Below are 17,973 nucleotides of genomic sequence, written 5' to 3'. Positions count from 1 at the left end.
ATTATGTCATTTACAGTTATTATCCCTGCTCGTTTTGCATCGAGCCGCTTACCAGGTAAACCTCTAGCCGATATTGCCGGTAAGCCCATGATTCAACATGTTTTTGAAAAAGCTCAACAATCAGGTGCAAGCCGAGTGATTATCGCGACAGATAACGAACAAGTTGAAAAGGCCGCAAAAGCTTTTGGGGCAGAAGTTTGTATGACATCAGAAGCGCATAATTCTGGTACTGAGCGTTTAGCGGAAGTGGTAAGTAAGCTTGGTATTGCTGATGATGAAATCATTGTAAACATCCAAGGAGATGAACCATTAATTCCACCTGTTATTGTGAGTCAAGTAGCAGAGAATTTAGCGAAGTTTAACGTGAATATGGCGACACTGGCGGTAAAAATTCATGAAGCGGAAGAGTTATTTAACCCAAATGCTGTGAAAGTTGTTACGGATAAAGATGGCTACGTTTTATATTTCTCTCGTTCAGTGATTCCTTACGATCGTGATCAATTTATGCAATTAGCGGATACCTCAAAGGCTCAACTGGCTGATGCGTATCTTCGTCATATTGGTATTTATGCTTATCGTGCAGGCTTTATTAAACAATATGTGCAATGGGCACCAACGCAGTTAGAAAACTTAGAGAAATTAGAGCAACTCCGTGTATTGTGGTACGGTGAGCGTATCCATGTGGAATTGGTGAAAGAAGTCCCGGCTGTTGGTGTAGATACAGCTGAAGATTTAGAAAAAGTGCGGTCAATTTTGGCGTAGTTTTTATTGATGTTTGATTCTAAAAAGTTTCTCTCAGATGTTTCTCATGAACCTGGTGTTTATCGTATGTATGACGATAAAGATCAGGTTATTTATGTGGGCAAGGCGAAAGATCTAAAAAAGCGCCTTTCCAGCTACTTTCGAAAAAACTTAAGCAGCAAAAAAACAGAAGCCTTGGTGTCGTCAATTCATCATATTGATACGACGATTACTTCTTCAGAAACTGAAGCGTTGTTGCTAGAGCACAACTTCATTAAACTTTATCAACCTCGTTATAACGTATTATTGCGAGATGATAAATCCTATCCTTTTATTTTACTGACGAAAGAACGTCATCCTCGTATTGCTTCTTATCGTGGAACGAAAAAAATTGCAGGTGAGTATTTCGGGCCTTATCCTCATGCAGGCGCAGTGCGTGAAACCTTGTCGTTAATGCAAAAATTATTCCCTGTTCGTCAATGTGAAAATTCAGTTTATAACAATCGTTCCCGTCCTTGTTTGCAATATCAAATCGGGCGTTGCTCAGCACCTTGTGTGGCAGGTTATGTGAGCGATGAAGAATATAACCAACAAGTTGAATTAGCACGACTATTTTTACAAGGAAAAGATCAGCAAGTATTAGATTACCTCATTGGTAAAATGGAGCAGGCGAGCCGAGACTTAGATTTTGAAGGGGCGGCACGTTATCGTGATCAAATTCAAGCCGTTCGTGCAGTTATCGAAAAACAATTCGTATCTAATGAGCGTTTGGACGATATGGATATTATGTCTATTGCATATCAACATGGTTTAGCTTGTGTTCAGGTGATGTTTATTCGTCAAGGTAAAGTATTAGGCAATCGTAGTTATTTTCCAAAAGTGCCTGCTAATACTGATTTATCTGAATTAACGGCGACGTTTGTTGGGCAGTTTTATTTGCAAGGTCATCAGGGCAGAAGTATTCCTAATAGCATTATTGTGGATCATAAATTAGATGAAAAAGCTGAGCTTGAAGCCTTGTTAACTGAACAAGCAGGTAGAAAAGTAGTGATACAAGAATCCGCTAAAGGTGATAAAGGTAAATATCTACAACTAGCACAGATTAATGCCAAAGCGGCGTTAGCGACTCAACTTAAACAATCTTCCCGAATGCACGAACGTTATCAAGCCCTTTGTGAATTACTCGATATGCCTGAAATTAAACGTATGGAATGTTTTGATATTAGTCATACGATGGGTAATCAAACCGTGGCATCTTGCGTGGTATTTAATCAAGAAGGCCCACTGAAATCAGATTATCGCCGTTTTAATATTGAAGGCATTACGGGGGGAGATGATTATGCCGCGATGGAGCAAGCCTTAAAGAAACGTTACGATCGAGATCTTGATGAAGATAAAATCCCCGATATTATTTTTATTGATGGTGGTAAAGGGCAGCTTAATCGTGCCTTAGAGGTTTTTCATCACCTCAACGTAAAATGGGATAAAAATCGACCGCACTTAATTGGAGTGGCAAAAGGAGTGGATCGTCGAGCAGGACAAGAGGTGTTAATTATCAGCAAACAAGATCGTGAAATCCATTTGCCGGATGATAGCCTTGCACTGCATTTAATCCAACATATTCGAGATGAAAGCCATAATCATGCGATTAGCGGTCATCGTCAAAAACGCCAAAAAGCCTTTACCCAAAGTGGATTGGAAACCATTGAAGGAGTAGGTGCTAAACGACGCCAAGCCTTGTTGAAATATTTAGGGGGATTGCAAGGTGTGAAAAATGCCACGTTGGATGAAATCGCCTCTGTACCCGGTATTTCTAAAGCCTTAGCAGAAAAGATTTTTGAGACCTTAAAAAGTTAGGAAAAATCTTGATTTTCTACGCGAACTGTCTATTATTTCAACCTTTCGGATTTTATATAGGAACATATTATGTTTGAATGGCTTGTTGATCCCGAAGCATGGATTTCATTGCTCACATTGACCGCACTTGAAATCGTCTTGGGTATCGATAACATTATTTTTATTAGTATTTTAGTGGGACGTTTACCCGCTAATCAACGCCAATCTGGTCGTATTATCGGTCTTGGGTTAGCGATGATTACCCGTATTTTACTTCTTGTTTCCCTTTCTTGGATGATGAAATTAACGGAACCGCTATTCACTTTGGTTGGTCAGGAAATTTCAGGGCGCGATTTGATTTTATTCCTTGGAGGTTTATTCCTGATTGTGAAAAGTACAGGCGAAATCAAAGAAGCGATGCATCCTGAATCACATCATGAAGAAGAGAATAACAAGAAGAAAGTCAGTTACTTGGGCGTGTTAATCCAAATTGCAGTTTTAGATATTGTGTTTTCTTTAGATTCCGTGATTACGGCAGTAGGTATGGCAAACCACCTTCCTGTGATGATTTTGGCAATTATGATTGCAGTAGGTGTGATGATGTTTGCAGCGAAACCAATTGGTAATTTTGTTGATACCCATCCGACATTGAAGATTTTAGCCTTAGCATTCTTAATTTTAGTTGGAGTAAGTTTAATTGCTGAAAGTTTGGATATTCATATTCCAAAAGGCTACATTTACTTTGCAATGGGCTTCTCAACAGTAGTTGAAATGCTCAACATCAAAATGCGAAAATCACTTGGTCATTAAATCATATAAAAAGGCGGAACAATGTGTTCCGCCTTTTTTTAGTCATTATAGAATACCCCTTTCCCATACAAATACATGGTGACTTGTTCGTCAGTATGGTATTCGTTGATGAGATCTTCATTGATATTCAATTCATAACCGCAAACATCAATACAAATATTGATAGCTCGTCCTCTTGATTCAATTCGCTTAATCTCACCTTTAAAAGAAGCGGTCGGGTCTTGGATTTTTTTCGCAAGAGAGAATTGCTCAGGGCGGAATAACACTTTCCCTTGCGTATGGCCATTTCCTTTATTTTCGATGGCAATTTCACCTAATTGACAGGTCGCGATGCTATCGTTTTTTAATGTTGCAGGAAGAATAATGCTGTCCCCAATAAATTTAGCAATAGACAAATACTGAGGTGACCAATAGAGCGTTTTAGGTGTCGCAATTTGGAGAATTTTCCCTTCTTGAATCACTGCGATTTTGTCAGCATGACATAGTGCTTCATCGCGATCATGGGTCACGAATACGGCAGAGGAACCACTTTCTCTTAATACTTGTAACATATCGTAACGAATTTGATTTCTTAGATGTTCATCTAACGCACTAAATGGCTCATCAAACAGGATTAACTCAGGGCTTGGTGCAAGTGCTCGAGCAAGTGCAACACGTTGCTGTTGACCACCAGAAAGCTGATGAGGGAAACGGTCCGCTAAGCTGCTAATACCCGTGAGTTTCATCACTTCTTCGATGCGTTGTTTTTCCTCTTCCGTTTTCCCTTTGCCATCGCCTAAGCCATAAGCAATATTGCGGTAAACATTTAAATGAGGAAATAGCACGCCTTCTTGTACCACATAGCCTAATTTGCGTTGCTGGGTCGGCACATTGAGATTTTCTTTAAAAATAGGTTGATTCTTTAACCAAATCTCACCGCTTGTTGGTTGTTCAAAACCAGCAATACTACGCAATAAGGTGGTTTTTCCACAACCAGATGCGCCAAGAAGAAATAGAATTTCACCTTTCTCTAATTGCAGAGAGATATTGTGCAGAACCTGGTGTCCGTTAAAGGATTTATTCAAATTTTTAATGTCGAGTAATGTTGTCATTTTTATCTTCTCGTTATTTAAAACCGTATCGTTTCAGTAAAAATACAGGAATCCCTGAAAATAGCACTAACATAATGGCATAAGGCGTTGCAGCCGCATATTGTGCATCAGAGGTGTATTCCCACACCGCAGTTGAAAGCGTTTTAATGTCATTAGGGGTCAGTAATAAGGTTGCGGTGAGCTCTTTCATTAAGTTTAAAAATACTAAAGCAAAGGCAGCCGCAATCCCCGGTAACATAGCTGGAATGACTAAGGTACGGAAAATATAAAAGTTGCTACGGCCTAAGCTTTGCCCTACCTTTTCAATGTTACTAGACATTTGTTCAAGCGAGCTACGCAAGGTCGTTTGCGCCATTGGAAGATAAAGCATAAAGTAGGCAACGATAACCATGGCAAAGGTTTGATAAAGGGAATAGGCATAGTTGATGGTAAAGAAGACCAATGATAATGCGATAACAAGCCCTGGCACAGCGTGAAGTAGATAAGGGATTCGATCAAGCCAAATCGTCAATTTACTGCGATAGCGTACCGCAGCCCATACCAATGGTAGTGCACAAATAACGGTAAGTGTTGCACCCAGTGTTGATATAGTCAGTGAATTTGTGAAGGCGGTAAAAAATTCCCCAAAATCGACCGCACCTTCAATGGAACTTCCCACGGTTAGCCAATAAATCAGCATAGTAATCGGCACACCAATACTGAGCACAAAAATGGTCGTGAAAAAGCTTACGACTAAAATTTGTTTTCCTGCTGAGAGGGTTTTCAATGGATACGGACGTATTACGCCTTTGCCGCTTTGATAGAGTGTTTGTGTGCCTCTAAAACGAATTTCCCCCATCACAACAAAGATACAGATCACCATTAACACACCAGAAAGTAAGGCGGCGGTGTTGTTATTAAAGGCCATTTCATATTCTTGGAAAATTGCCGTAGTGAAGGTTTGGTAATTTAAAATAGACACGGCGCCAAAGTCTACCAACATATGAAGCGCAATTAATAATACGCTGCTACCGATGGCGGGTTTGAGTTGTGGAAAAATCGCATGCCAAAATGTGTAAGCATGGCTTTTAGCTAATGAAAGGCTCACTTCTTCTAAAGAGCGGTCGAGTCTTTTTAAGGTCGCCGCGACAGGGAGATAAGCAAGCGGGAAAGAACTCAGCGTCATAATGCCGATGGTTCCCCAGAAGCCTTCCACTCTGAAGGTAAGACTGATCCACGTAAAACAACTGACAAAAGCCGGAATACAAAGAGGGAGCGTCATGGCTACTTGGAAAAAGCCTTTTCCCCAAAAGCGATAACGTTCTAATAAAAACGCACATAGTGTGCCGAGAATAATGGCAAAAAGTGTGACAAATACCATTAAAAGTAGGGTATTACTGAGCAATTCCCACATTCTTGGGCGCCAAAGTAATTCAATGCTGCGAGCCAATCCGACATCTGCAGCACGCTCAATAACATATAAAAAAGGGAGTAATAATGGCAAACTAATCAGCACGATTAAGGCTATAAGCCAGCGAGGTGGGCGATTAGACACAGAAAAATCCTTTGAAAATATTAGTGTAGAGTAAATAACAGAAGGGCGTGTATTACACGCCCTATATTGCATAGCAAATTAAACTTATTTCAAACCAGCTTCTTCAATAAGTTTATTGGCGTTGTCTTTGTCTTCAGCAGTGGTTGCCGAAACAACAGGCGCTTCTAATTTTGCATAAGGTTCCATGTTAAATGGAGAAACCACATCGGTACGAAGTGGGTATTCTGCACGTACTGAAACAAACGCTTGTTGTCCTTCTTTACTTGCTAAGAAATCAACGAATTTTTTCGCTTCTTCTTTATTTTTAGAACCTTTTAATACCGCTGCACCAGAATAGGTCACTAATGCACCTGGATCTTGATGACGAATGAAGTAAAGACGTGTTTTGAGGTTATCAGCACCTTTTTCTTTTGCAAGTGTATACCAGTAATAGTTGTTGATTAACGCTGCGGGTACTTCACCATTTTCAACCGCTTGAAGAGCAACGCTGTTTTTCGCATAAAGTTTACCGTTTTCTTTTAAGCCTTTTAACCATTTAAGAGCGGCATCTTTACCCTTTAATTTGGTAATCGCAACAACTTGCTCTAAGAATGCGCCTGAAGTTGGAACGTAACCAATTTTATCTTTCCATTTTGGTGTTGCATAATCTAACACGGATTTTTCCATGTCTTTTTCAGATAATTTAGTGTGATCGTAAACCACAACACGAGAACGACCGCTTAATGCGACCCAGTCTTTTTTCGGTGCAACAGGAACGCCCTTGTGTGCAGTTTGTTTAATAGTATCTGCAGAAAGCGGTTCTAATAAGCCCGCATCAGACAGGGCAGCGAAAGGTGCAGTTTGTTCAGAAAAGAATACGTCAGCAGGGGTTTTATCGCCCTCTTCTTTTAATTGACCTGCAAGTTGATCACTTTTAGCACTGTTTAAGGTCACTTTAATGCCCGTTGCTTTGGTAAATGCATCAGCAACAGCTTGAGAACCTTCTTTGTGCTGTCCATTGTAAACAGTAATATCTGCAGAAGCGAATCCTGCAAACGCCATTAAGCCGGTTAGTGCGGCAATTTGGAAGTGCTTAATTTTCATGAAAACTCCTTTATGTTATCGGGCAAATCGCCCATTTTCTGAAAATAAAATTCGTCCCATTCTAATATATTTAAAAGAGATAATGCAAATAATTCTCAGATGTTTTTCTCTTATATCAAAATTTCATATCCCATTCTATTTTTTTACTTCGTCCTATGTTGATTTTTCTACATAATGTCTAGTAGAAATTTCTAATAAGGACGGATATGAATATTCAGCAAATCATTAAACAACATCATTTAGAGCTCTTATTCCAGCAAGGGTCGTTTGGGATTGAAAAGGAAAGTCAACGGGTATATGCAGATGGTTCAATTGTGACGTCACCGCATCCTAAAGCTTTTGGTAATCGTCGTTTTCACCCTTATATTCAAACTGATTTTGCAGAAAGTCAGTTGGAATTGGTAACCCCTCCGATGAAAAAATTAGAGGATACATTACGTTGGCTTTCAGCCATTCATGAAGTGACTTTGCGAACTTTACCGGAGGATGAATTTATTTTTCCTTTTAGTATGCCTGCAGGGTTACCACCAGAAGAGCAAATTAAGGTTGCACAATTAGATAATCAGGAAGATGTGGCTTATCGTGAGCATTTAGTCCAGTCTTACGGTAAATATAAGCAAATGATCAGTGGTATTCATTACAATTTTCAAATTGACCCTAAGTTTATTGATGCCTTATTTCATGCACAAAATGAAACACAAAGTGCGGTTGATTTTCAAAATAATTTTTACCTAAAAATAGCGAAGAACTTCTTACGCTATCAATGGATTTTACTTTACTTGTTTTCTGCAACACCGACGGTAGAGGATAAATATTTCAGAGGCAATTCCCCCCTTAAACCGCATCAATATGTGCGGAGTTTACGTTCAGGGAAATATGGTTATGTGAATGATCCGAAGATCCACGTCTCTTATGACAGTTTGCAAGAGTATGTTGAGACGTTAGAACACTGGGTGAAATCGGGTGATTTGATTGCGGAAAAAGAGTTTTACTCGAGTGTACGTTTGCGAGGTGCTAAAAAAGCGCGAGATTTACTTGAAAAAGGAATTCAATATTTAGAATTTCGTTTGTTTGATCTCAATCCGTTTGCACCTTATGGAATAGAACTTGCAGATGCGAAATTCATTCATTATTTTATTTTGTTAATGGCATGGCTTGACGATACCGCTGATCAAGAGGGCATAAAATTAGGTAAAGCACGTCTTGCTGAAGTGGCATGGGAAGATCCAAGACAGCAAAGTGTTTATGCGGTAGAAGGGGAATTAATCCTCTTTGAAATGCTCAAAATGCTTGAGCAACTCAATGTGAGTGATGAGATTAAAACGATTGTTAAAGACAAATTAGGACAATTTGCGGATCCAAGCCAAACGCTTTGTGCAAAAGTGGTTGCGGCAATTGAACAGGTCGGTAGTTACCAACAATTAGGGGCGGATATCGCACAATCCAATAAAGCAAAAGCCTTTGAACGTTTTTATGCATTAAGTGCGTTTGATAATATGGAGCTGTCCACACAGGCGTTATTATTTGATGCAATTCAAAAAGGATTAAAGATTGAGATTTTAGATGAACGCGATCAATTTATCAGTCTTCAATTTGGCGACCATTTGGAATATGTGAAAAACGGTAATATGACTTCTCACGATAGCTATATTTCTCCACTCATCATGGAAAATAAAGTAGTGACGAAGAAAGTGTTAGCGAAAGCCGGATTTAATGTACCGCAAAGCCTTGAGTTTACCGATGTGAAAAGTGCGGTCGAAAATTTCCCACTTTTTGAGAATCGAGCTGTCGTGATTAAGCCAAAATCAACGAATTTTGGTTTAGGGATCAGTATTTTCCAACAAGGTGTAACGGATAGAGATGATTTTGCAAAAGCAGTAGAGATTGCTTTCCGCGAAGATAAAGAGATCATGGTTGAAGATTATCTACTTGGCACTGAATATCGTTTCTTTGTGCTGGGGGATCAAACGTTAGCCGTCTTATTACGTGTTCCAGCAAATGTAATTGGAGATGGCGTACATACCGTTGCTGAATTAGTTGCCGCTAAAAATGATCATCCTTTACGGGGCGATGGCAGTCGTACACCATTGAAAAAAATAGCATTGGGGGATATTGAGCAGTTGCAGCTTAAGGAACAAGGATTAACCGTGAATTCTATTCCTGCAAAAGATCAACTTGTTCAATTACGTGCGAATTCTAATATTAGTACCGGCGGCGATTCTATTGACATGACGGATGAAATGCATGCCAGTTACAAAGAGATTGCGGTAGGGATTAGCAAGGCAATGGGGGCGGCAGTTTGTGGTGTAGATTTAATTATTCCTGATTTGAAACAGCCGGCAGAACCGAGTTTACGTTCGTGGGGTGTGATTGAGGCAAACTTTAATCCTATGATGATGATGCATATTTTCCCATTTAGTGGACAATCTCGACGATTGACAATGAATGTGATTAAGATGCTTTTCCCTGAATTGCCTTAATTTAGTTATCGGGCTTCATCAGTTGGTGAAGCCCGTTTTACATTCATCCTAATTAGGCTAAAATGGAGACAGTATTCACAATTCTAAAATGAAATTTAATGACAACTTTTACCTTAGAACCTCAAGAAAATGATCGTCTGCAATCCCTTTGCGGTGCATTCGATGAAAATATCAAACTGATTGAAAAAGAATTTAACCTCAATATTTTCCGCAATAATTTTACTTTCACGGTGAAATCTAACGATGAAAGTCCGAAACCACATCATGAGCAATTAATTGAGCGTGCGGCTAAATTAATCCAGGCATTATATGTAGAGACAGCACCAATTAAGGGGAAAGTGAAAGAACTTGATTTGGAAGATGTGCATATTGCCTTGCAAGAGAGCAGAATGTTATCGCAAGAAGGCAGTGAGTCACACAGTAAAAATCACGTCTATAGCACCACAATTAGAACCAAGCGAGGTTTGATTAAACCGCGTGGTGAAAATCAAATTCAGTATTTACATAATATTCTTACGCACGATATTAGTTTTGGGATTGGACCCGCTGGCACAGGGAAAACCTTTTTAGCCGTAGCAGCGGCTGTTGAGGCATTAGAACGTCAAGAAATTCGTCGCATTTTGCTGACTCGTCCTGCGGTGGAAGCGGGCGAAAAATTAGGTTTCTTGCCGGGTGATTTAGGCCAAAAAATTGAACCTTATTTACGACCACTTTATGATGCGTTATTTGAAATGCTTGGCTTTGAACGTGTACAAAAATTAATGGAGCGTAATGTGATTGAAATCGCACCATTGGCTTATATGCGTGGTCGCACACTCAATGACAGTTTTATCATTCTAGATGAAAGCCAAAATACGACGGTCGAACAAATGAAAATGTTTTTGACTCGTATTGGTTTTAATTCCAAAGCCGTGATTACAGGGGATGTGACTCAAATCGATTTACCACGTAGTACAAAATCAGGTTTACGCCACGCCATGGAAGTGTTAAGCAAAGTGTCGGAATTAAGCTTTAACTACTTTGAAAGTAAAGATATTGTGCGGCATCCTGTGGTAGCAAAAGTGGTGCAAGCTTACGAAGAATGGGAAGCCCAAGATGAAATCCGCCGTCAAGAAATTGCAGCGCAGCGTCGAGCTGAACGTGAGCAAAAAGTGCGGTCAGAAAATGAAACGAATTTAGGAGAATAACATGGGCAATATGATTATCGATTTGCAACTGGCCTGTGAAAATACAGAAGGCTTGCCATCAGAAGCGCAAATTCTGCAATGGGCAACCGCTGCAGTGCAACCAGAAAGTGATAATGTGGAAATGACGGTGCGCATTGTGGATGAAGCGGAAAGCCATGACTTGAATTTGACTTATCGTGGAAAAGATCGTCCAACCAATGTGTTGTCTTTCCCTTTTGAATGCCCTGATGAAGTGGAGTTGCCATTGTTGGGCGATTTGGTGATTTGCCGTCAAGTGGTGGAGCGTGAAGCTATCGAGCAAGAAAAGCCTTTAATGGCACATTGGGCGCATATGATTGTGCATGGCAGCTTACATTTGTTGGGGTACGATCACATTGAAGATGATGAAGCCGAAGAAATGGAAAGTTTAGAAACTGAAATTATGCAGGGTTTGGGCTTTGCCGATCCTTACCTTTCCGAAAAATAATAACTATTTGGAGCAATTATGTATAAAGCCGTATTCAGTGATTTTGATGGTACCTTATTAACGTCGGATCATCGAATTTCGCCTAAAACCTTAGATGCACTTCAACGCATTACAAAACAAGGTATTCCATTTACACCAATCTCTGCTCGTTCGCCGCTTGGTATTTGGCCTTATGCGAAACTTATTGAAAATTACAACATCATTGTGGCATTCAGTGGTGCCTTGATTTTAGATAAAAACGCTACGCCTATTTATTCGGTACAAATTGATTCTGCTGATATCCAAGCCATTAACCAAGTATTAGCAGATCATCCTGCGTTAGGTGTCAATTATTATACCTATGATGATTGCGTCGCTCGCGATTTGGATAATAAATGGGTGATTTATGAACGTAGCGTGACAGGCATTCAGATTGATCCTTATGATGAAAGTGCGGTCTATTCTCCACATAAAATTCAAATCATTGGTGAAACAGATGAAGTGATTGCTATTGAGCAAATCTTGAAAGAGAAATTCCCGCATTTAAGTATTTGCCGTTCTCATGCGAATTTCCTTGAAGTGATGCATAAATCCGCGACAAAAGGTAACGCGGTACGTTTTCTTGAAGATTATTTTCATGTGAAGATGGAAGAATGTGTCGCTTTCGGTGATAACTTTAACGATTTAGATATGTTAGAAAGCGTGGGATTAGGCGTGGCAATGGGCAATGCTCCCGATGAGATTAAAAAAGCCGCCAATCGCGTCACCGCTTCGCATAATGATGATGGGATTGCATTGATATTGAATGAGATTTTCCCTGAATAAATAAAAAGGCGCTTTCTCGTTAAAAGAAAGCGCCTTATTTTTATTTTCCTAAATTCAGCACTTTAACGAGTGCAGTAAAAAATTTGTCATTTTCTTGTGGTAAGCCAATACTGATACGTAAGTGATTTGGCATGCCATAGCCTGCAATTGGGCGAACAATGACGCCTTCACGTAATAATGCATCATAAATTGGTGCGGCTGGTTGTTTAAAATCAATGGTAATAAAGTTACCTTTAGATGGAATAAAGTCTAAACCATATTGTTGGCAGAAGGCCTCATAACGTTTCATTTCTTGGCGATTGTTCTCCGCCACTTTTTCGACAAAGGCATCATCGTTCATCACCGCAATCGCACTGGTTAAAGCAAGGCTATTACAGTTAAACGGTTGACGAACACGGTTTAATAAGTCTGCGATTTCAGGATTAGAGACTGCGTAACCAATGCGTAAACCCGCCAATCCATAAGCTTTTGATAGGGAGCGAGAAACGATAAGGTTTGGGTATTTTTCCAGTAACGCAAAAGAATTAACCCGTTCGCTTGGATGGGTAAATTCAGTATAAGCTTCATCTAATACCACAATCACATTTTCAGGTACTTTTGCCAAGAAAGCATCCAATTCTGCTTCCGTTAAGAAATTCCCCGTTGGATTGTTTGGATTGGCAATAAAAATCAGCTTGGTTTTATCTGAAAGTGCGGTCAAAAATCCGTTTAAATCGTGTCCCCAATCTTTAGCAGGAATTTCTTTTGCAACGGCGTTAATGGCTTTGGTCACTAAAGGGTAAACAATAAAGGCGTATTGTGAATAAATCACTTCATCATGCTCACCAGCAAAGGTATGAGCAAAGAGCTCTAATAAATCGTTAGAACCATTGCCAAGGGTGATTTGGTTTGGTTGCACACCAAATTTTTTTGCAATAGCCGCTTTAAGTTCAAAACCATTTGCATCAGGGTAGCGCGTTAAATGATCAAGTTGGGCTTGAATGGCTTTTTTCGCACTTTCAGGAAAACCGAAAGGGTTTTCATTTGAGGCAAGTTTAACGATATTAGTAATGCCTAATTCACGCTCAAGTTCTTCGATTGGTTTTCCAGCTTGGTAAGGTGAAAGAGATTTTACGCCTTGATTGGCGACGTTGATATATTGCATATGCTTTCCTTATAAAAACGAACGGGCCTTTCAGCCCGCACGTTGAGTTTAATGAATCAGATAATTAGCTATTTTCAGCTTCAAATTTTTTCATGAATTCAATGAGCGCTTGTACGCCTTCTAATGGCATCGCGTTATAGATAGAGGCGCGCATACCACCTAACACTTTGTGACCTTTTAAAGCTTGAAGACCGGCAGCTGTAGATTCTGCGACAAATTTAGCATCAAGCTCTGGATTACCTGTTACGAATGTCACATTCATAGTTGAACGGTTTTCTTTAGCCACGACGTTACGATAGAGTTTACTGCTATCAATGTAGTCATAAAGGGTTTGTGCTTTCACGGCATTACGTTTTGCAATTTCTTTTAAGCCACCAATTGCTTGAATGTGTTTGAAGACTAATGAACAGAGATACCAAGCAAATGTTGGTGGTGTATTGATCATGGAGTCTGCATCACGTTGTGTGGCATAGTTCCAAATTGATGGCGTTGCTTGGCGTGCATGACCAATTAAATCATCGCGAATAATGACGAGTGTAATCCCTGCAGGACCAAGATTTTTTTGTGCACCAGCGTAAATGACACCAAATTTGCTAATATCAATTTCGCGAGAGAGCACATTAGATGACATATCTGCTACAAGTACCGTATTGCCCACATTCGGTACATCAAAAATTTCAACACCGCTGATAGTTTCATTTGGGCAATAGTGAACGTAATCGTATTGTTCCGCAATGTCACTGAAATCAAGGTTGGTGATGCGTGTGTGATCACCATTTTCTACAATGGTAATTTCATCAATTTCAGCAAAGTTACGCGCTTCTTTCGCTGCAGTTGCAGACCAGTGGCCGCTATTTAAGTAAAGTGCTTTGCCTTTCTCACCAATTAGGTTCATTGGTAATGCCGCAAATTGACCACGAGCCCCACCTTGTAGGAATAACACACGATAGTTATCTGGAATGTGATAGACCTCACGTAGATCTTTTTCTGCTTGAGCAATCAATTCCATAAAATATTTGCCACGGTGGCTGACTTCCATCACAGACACACCTTGACCAAGCCAGTTAGTTAGCTCAGATTGTGCTTTGTGTAGTACCTCAGGGAAAATCATGGCTGGACCAGCACTAAAATTAAAGACTTTTGACATTGTGTTTCCTTATTTTATTTTGAATAGATTCTTCATTTTTACCACTACCGAATAGGATAATCAACTAAATCAAACAGTTTTTTGATCTAATCTATCAATTTAAATTTAAGCTTTTGACGGGAACGAAAAAAAAGGCTACATTACCTGAAGTTTATTTTTAACTTTGAGAGAGTCGATCATGGGAAATGTAAATAAGTCCTTCCAAGAAGTATTAGAGTATGTGCGTTTATATCGTTTAAAAAATAAACTTAAGCGTGACATTGAAGACAATAACCGCAAAATTCGTGATAACCAAAAACGTGTCTTATTATTAGATAACTTAAATCAATATATCCGTGACGATATGAGCATTGAAGATGTTCGTGCAATTATTGAAAATATGCGTGACGACTATGAAGGCCGTGTAGATGATTACAACATTCGCAATGCGGAACTTTCTACTCAACGCCGTGAAACGAGCAATAAGATGAAAGAACAGAAAAAAGCACACGCGAAATTAGTGCAAGACGCGAATAAAATCACGTTATAAAATCCTAAAAGAAATGACCGCACTTTGTTGAAGTGCGGTCATTTTTTATGGTGTTTTTAGGATGAACTATAAATGATTAAACATCATAAGTGCCCATCACAACAGCTTGATCTAAAATATGCCCTTGCATTGCAAAATGTAGATCATTAAAACGAAATCCCGGTTTCAGGTTAAGTTTGGTATCAAGTGCATACACAATAAGCTCGTAACGATGTAAGCAGTTTGGTGGGGCCATACCACCATAGAATGAGGCTTCTTCGATATCAAATTGACCTAATTTACTTGCCCAAGTATTTGCACCTTGTACATAATCTGTTGCAGTTTGACTTTCATTTTCGTGGATAACGGTACGTTCAAGATCCGCAATGAGCCAATGAATCCACACAAAGCCACTCGCCGTAATTGCGTCTTTATCTTCTAAGACAACCGCAAAGGATTTGGTACCTTGAGGTGCATCATGAATTTCAAACGGGATAGAGTAGATCGGCATACCATTTGGGCTAAATTGTGTGCCGCGTTTACCATATTTGTCTTCAAAGGCACCATTTTGAATGGCTGAACTGGTTACAAACATTGTTTTCTCCTTAATTTCTCACGGAATACACTTTAAATTTGGTGGTTTGAGCAAGTACGTCAAACTTACCGAAATGTTGTGTTAATAAATCGGGATAGGGTAGAAATGCATTAGCAACGATACGCAGTTCTCCGCCTGCCGTTAAATGCCATTTTGCTCGTTGAATAAGTTCTTTCACTGCACGATAAGCCGTGTCGACTCCATCGTGGAAAGGCGGGTTTGAAATAATCAGATCAAATTTTCCCTCAATGTGGGAAAACACATCACTTGCGACAACCTGACCTTCAAGCTGATTTTCAGCAAGCGTTTGACGAGCAGATTGAATTGCCATTGCATGAATATCAGTCATTGTGACATCCGCTTTAGGGTGATGTTTTTTGATCATTGAACCAATGACACCCGCACCACAACCAATGTCTAACACTTTGCCTTGAATTGGTGACGTTAAGGTAGAAAGTAGAAGTGACGTTCCATTATCAAGTTCATTGGCACTGAATACACCCGGCAAGCAGAAAATACGGAGATCGCCTAATGCATCATTTTGGTAGCATTTCCAATAAGATTGAAGATCAAAGTGCGGTTGTTTTTGTAAGGCAAAATGATATAAGCCGCAACGACGTGCAGAGTCGATTTTGCCAATTTCACCATAAGGTTCAAGTAGTTTTTCAGCTGAACGGACGCCACAACGATTTTCACCAATAATTAATACTTCTTGACCAATTTTACTTTTGGCGAGTAGTTGCATCAGCTGAAAATTCACTTCTTGTTTATTCTTCGTCCAATAATAAATGATCAGATCGGTTTGCGGTTGAAATTCAACCTCAAAATTGACCGCACTTTGGGTTTTAGCATAATCAAAATACCAGCTCCAAATTTGTACGGATTGACAATGTTTTTTTAATATTTGGGGGAAATCATCATTAATGCCACCGGCAAGAAGAATTGATTTACCGTTAAAAAGGGGAAGATGGCGTTGTAAAACTTCGCTTTCGAGAGAAATCACGCTTTAAATCCTGTAGTTTATTGGTTAAAATTACGTGTTATTCTAACAAAAGATAACGATTTAGACGTATTTATTAAGGAATTATTTATGAAAAAAATCATCACCGCAGTGGCAATGGCAAGTTTATTGTCCGGCTGTCAATTAATCGAACAAATTCAAGGTAGCAAGCAAAAACCTTCAACCTTACCAACTAGCTCAACGGTTGAATTACCTGCGGCACAAGCTCAAAGCTTAGATGCACAGTTTGAGCGCATTAAAAAAGGTAACCAAGAAGTGACATTCAACGGTGAGAAATTCTATAAACAAACGAAAGCCTTCGATAAATCAGAAGATCCGCGTTTCTTAAGTGGTGCGGCGAATGTAGATCGTAGCAATCGTAAATTCATTATGAGCGAAACCTATTATCTAAAAGATGTTTCACATGTTCCGGCATTAACGACAAAATACCTTGATGCAAACAAAAAAGTATGTGAGTTAAAAACAATTGGTAACGCTTCAGATGTTTACTATGCTTGTGATGGTAAAGATTTCCAACGTTTTATCGCCGTGGTTTATCAAGCGAAAAATATTCTTTCTTTCCGTAGCTTAAAAGCGTATCAAGAAAAACCAACCGAAGCGCAAGAACAAGCGATTGTTAAAGGTTTAAGAGATTATCCGTTAGATACTATCGCTCGTTAATCTATGGATAGACGCAATCTGCTTTTAAATGAAATGGGGGTAACCCGTTGGCAGCTACATCGCCCAGAAGTATTACAAGGGGCGGTTGGTGTGAGTGTGTCTGAACAAGTGAAATTTATTGTGGTGGCGAAAGATAACGTATCGAACTCTCCACTTTTTTCAGATGTTCGACTGGCACTCGAGTTAAACAAAGAAGATTGCCTTTGCCTGAATTTCGATCAAATTCAACATATCACATTACAACATTCTGTGCGGTATTGGTTATTAGCTGAAAATGTAGATGAAATCGACCGCACTTTGCCTTATTGCTTAAATGCCGAGCGTGTTTATCGCTCTGTTGATTGGCCACAATTCCAGCAAGATAGCCAAGCTAAGCGTGAGCTTTGGCAACAAATTCAACAAATTTAATCATGATGCCTTCTCTTTTTCCTATTGAAGAATGCGATATGGGTCGCCTATATGAAATTGAACAAGCAGCACACCTTGTGCCTTGGTCATTGGGAACATTGAAAAATAATGTCGGCGAGCGTTATCTCAATTTGAAATTAGTGGAAAAAGAGCAAGTGTTTGGTTTTGCTATTTGCCAAACGGTATTAGATGAAGCCACATTATTCAATATTGCGATAGATCCGATTCAACAAGGAAAGGGCTACGGTTCGTTTTTATTGCAAGGTTTAATGAGTGAGCTTAAAGAGAAAGGTATTCAAACCCTTTGGCTGGAAGTACGAGAGTCGAATCCGGCTCGTTTCCTTTATGAAAGGCTAGGATTTAATGAGGTTGATATTCGTAAGAATTATTATCCAAAACCAGATGGTGGACGAGAAAATGCTGTCGTGATGGCATGTTATCTCTAGAATGCAAAAGTG

18 protein-coding genes are annotated in these 17,973 nt (G+C 39.5%); 11 read left to right on the top strand and 7 right to left on the bottom strand.

Annotation, left to right across the window (positions count from 1 at the left end):
- Positions 1-3 precede the first annotated feature (3 nt).
- The 3 genes from kdsB to HMPREF2750_RS07405 all read left to right on the top strand — a co-directional run bounded on the left by kdsB (position 4) and on the right by HMPREF2750_RS07405 (position 3,387).
- The gene (kdsB, locus tag HMPREF2750_RS07415) at positions 4-762 is read left to right on the top strand and encodes a 3-deoxy-manno-octulosonate cytidylyltransferase (RefSeq protein WP_070583225.1); all 759 of its coding nucleotides are present in this window, start codon (positions 4-6) and stop codon (positions 760-762) included.
- Between the two features lie 9 nt (positions 763-771).
- Positions 772-2,598, top strand: coding sequence for an excinuclease ABC subunit UvrC (gene uvrC / locus HMPREF2750_RS07410; protein WP_070583224.1), 1,827 nt, complete (start codon positions 772-774; stop codon positions 2,596-2,598).
- Between the two features lie 69 nt (positions 2,599-2,667).
- The gene (locus HMPREF2750_RS07405; RefSeq protein ID WP_070583223.1) at positions 2,668-3,387 is read left to right on the top strand and encodes a TerC family protein; all 720 of its coding nucleotides are present in this window, start codon (positions 2,668-2,670) and stop codon (positions 3,385-3,387) included.
- 38 nt (positions 3,388-3,425) lie between these two features.
- Here HMPREF2750_RS07405 and HMPREF2750_RS07400 read toward each other — a convergent pair whose 3' ends face one another.
- From HMPREF2750_RS07400 to HMPREF2750_RS07390, 3 genes are all read right to left on the bottom strand, one after another.
- Positions 3,426-4,478, bottom strand: a complete 1,053-nt coding sequence (locus tag HMPREF2750_RS07400; protein WP_049370160.1) for an ABC transporter ATP-binding protein — start codon at positions 4,476-4,478, stop codon at positions 3,426-3,428.
- A gap of 13 nt (positions 4,479-4,491) precedes the next feature.
- Positions 4,492-6,012 carry an ABC transporter permease gene (locus HMPREF2750_RS07395; RefSeq protein ID WP_049370161.1) on the bottom strand — a complete coding sequence of 507 codons (1,521 nt, stop codon included), beginning with the start codon at positions 6,010-6,012 and terminating at the stop codon, positions 4,492-4,494.
- An 84-nt stretch (positions 6,013-6,096) separates the two neighbouring features.
- Positions 6,097-7,095, bottom strand: coding sequence for an iron ABC transporter substrate-binding protein (locus tag HMPREF2750_RS07390; RefSeq protein ID WP_049355936.1), 999 nt, complete (start codon positions 7,093-7,095; stop codon positions 6,097-6,099).
- 206 nt (positions 7,096-7,301) lie between these two features.
- On the opposite strand from HMPREF2750_RS07390, the gene gshAB reads away from it, so the two are divergent.
- From gshAB to HMPREF2750_RS07370, 4 genes are all read left to right on the top strand, one after another.
- On the top strand, positions 7,302-9,575 hold the full coding sequence (gshAB, locus tag HMPREF2750_RS07385; protein ID WP_070583222.1) for a bifunctional glutamate--cysteine ligase GshA/glutathione synthetase GshB: 2,274 nt from the start codon (positions 7,302-7,304) through the stop codon (positions 9,573-9,575).
- A gap of 98 nt (positions 9,576-9,673) precedes the next feature.
- The gene (locus HMPREF2750_RS07380; protein WP_070583221.1) at positions 9,674-10,762 is read left to right on the top strand and encodes a PhoH family protein; all 1,089 of its coding nucleotides are present in this window, start codon (positions 9,674-9,676) and stop codon (positions 10,760-10,762) included.
- 1 nt (position 10,763) lies between these two features.
- A complete protein-coding gene (gene ybeY / locus HMPREF2750_RS07375) occupies positions 10,764-11,228 on the top strand; it encodes an rRNA maturation RNase YbeY (protein WP_049374391.1) in 465 nt (154 codons plus the stop codon).
- 18 nt (positions 11,229-11,246) lie between these two features.
- The gene (locus tag HMPREF2750_RS07370; RefSeq protein WP_070583220.1) at positions 11,247-12,032 is read left to right on the top strand and encodes a Cof-type HAD-IIB family hydrolase; all 786 of its coding nucleotides are present in this window, start codon (positions 11,247-11,249) and stop codon (positions 12,030-12,032) included.
- A gap of 40 nt (positions 12,033-12,072) precedes the next feature.
- Here HMPREF2750_RS07370 and hisC read toward each other — a convergent pair whose 3' ends face one another.
- Both hisC and serC read right to left on the bottom strand, forming a co-directional pair.
- Positions 12,073-13,176 carry a histidinol-phosphate transaminase gene (gene hisC / locus HMPREF2750_RS07365; protein ID WP_049372413.1) on the bottom strand — a complete coding sequence of 368 codons (1,104 nt, stop codon included), beginning with the start codon at positions 13,174-13,176 and terminating at the stop codon, positions 12,073-12,075.
- A gap of 64 nt (positions 13,177-13,240) precedes the next feature.
- On the bottom strand, positions 13,241-14,323 hold the full coding sequence (serC, locus tag HMPREF2750_RS07360; protein ID WP_070583219.1) for a 3-phosphoserine/phosphohydroxythreonine transaminase: 1,083 nt from the start codon (positions 14,321-14,323) through the stop codon (positions 13,241-13,243).
- Between the two features lie 178 nt (positions 14,324-14,501).
- On the opposite strand from serC, the gene HMPREF2750_RS07355 reads away from it, so the two are divergent.
- Positions 14,502-14,852, top strand: a complete 351-nt coding sequence (locus HMPREF2750_RS07355; protein ID WP_049362174.1) for a DUF496 family protein — start codon at positions 14,502-14,504, stop codon at positions 14,850-14,852.
- Positions 14,853-14,928: 76 nt separating this feature from the next.
- Here the strand turns inward: HMPREF2750_RS07355 and HMPREF2750_RS07350 are convergent, their stop codons facing one another.
- The gene (locus tag HMPREF2750_RS07350) at positions 14,929-15,426 is read right to left on the bottom strand and encodes a YbhB/YbcL family Raf kinase inhibitor-like protein (protein WP_049370169.1); all 498 of its coding nucleotides are present in this window, start codon (positions 15,424-15,426) and stop codon (positions 14,929-14,931) included.
- Between the two features lie 10 nt (positions 15,427-15,436).
- A complete protein-coding gene (gene rsmC / locus HMPREF2750_RS07345; protein WP_070583218.1) occupies positions 15,437-16,429 on the bottom strand; it encodes a 16S rRNA (guanine(1207)-N(2))-methyltransferase RsmC in 993 nt (330 codons plus the stop codon).
- Between the two features lie 87 nt (positions 16,430-16,516).
- On the opposite strand from rsmC, the gene HMPREF2750_RS07340 reads away from it, so the two are divergent.
- From HMPREF2750_RS07340 to rimI, 3 genes are read left to right on the top strand one after another with little or no spacing between them, the layout of a single operon-like run.
- Entirely contained in the window at positions 16,517-17,107 is a 591-nt protein-coding gene (locus HMPREF2750_RS07340) for a hypothetical protein (protein WP_070583217.1), read from the top strand.
- A 3-nt stretch (positions 17,108-17,110) separates the two neighbouring features.
- Positions 17,111-17,515, top strand: coding sequence for a DNA polymerase III subunit psi (locus HMPREF2750_RS07335; protein ID WP_070583216.1), 405 nt, complete (start codon positions 17,111-17,113; stop codon positions 17,513-17,515).
- Positions 17,516-17,520: 5 nt separating this feature from the next.
- Complete coding sequence (gene rimI / locus HMPREF2750_RS07330) at positions 17,521-17,961, top strand: ribosomal protein S18-alanine N-acetyltransferase (protein WP_070583420.1); 441 nt, start codon at positions 17,521-17,523, stop codon at positions 17,959-17,961.
- Positions 17,962-17,973 lie beyond the last annotated feature (12 nt).

It is taken from the genome of Haemophilus sp. HMSC066D02 (assembly GCF_001810545.1).
Taxonomy (GTDB): domain Bacteria; phylum Pseudomonadota; class Gammaproteobacteria; order Enterobacterales; family Pasteurellaceae; genus Haemophilus_D.
This window is presented reverse-complemented; position numbering and strand designations above follow the sequence as displayed.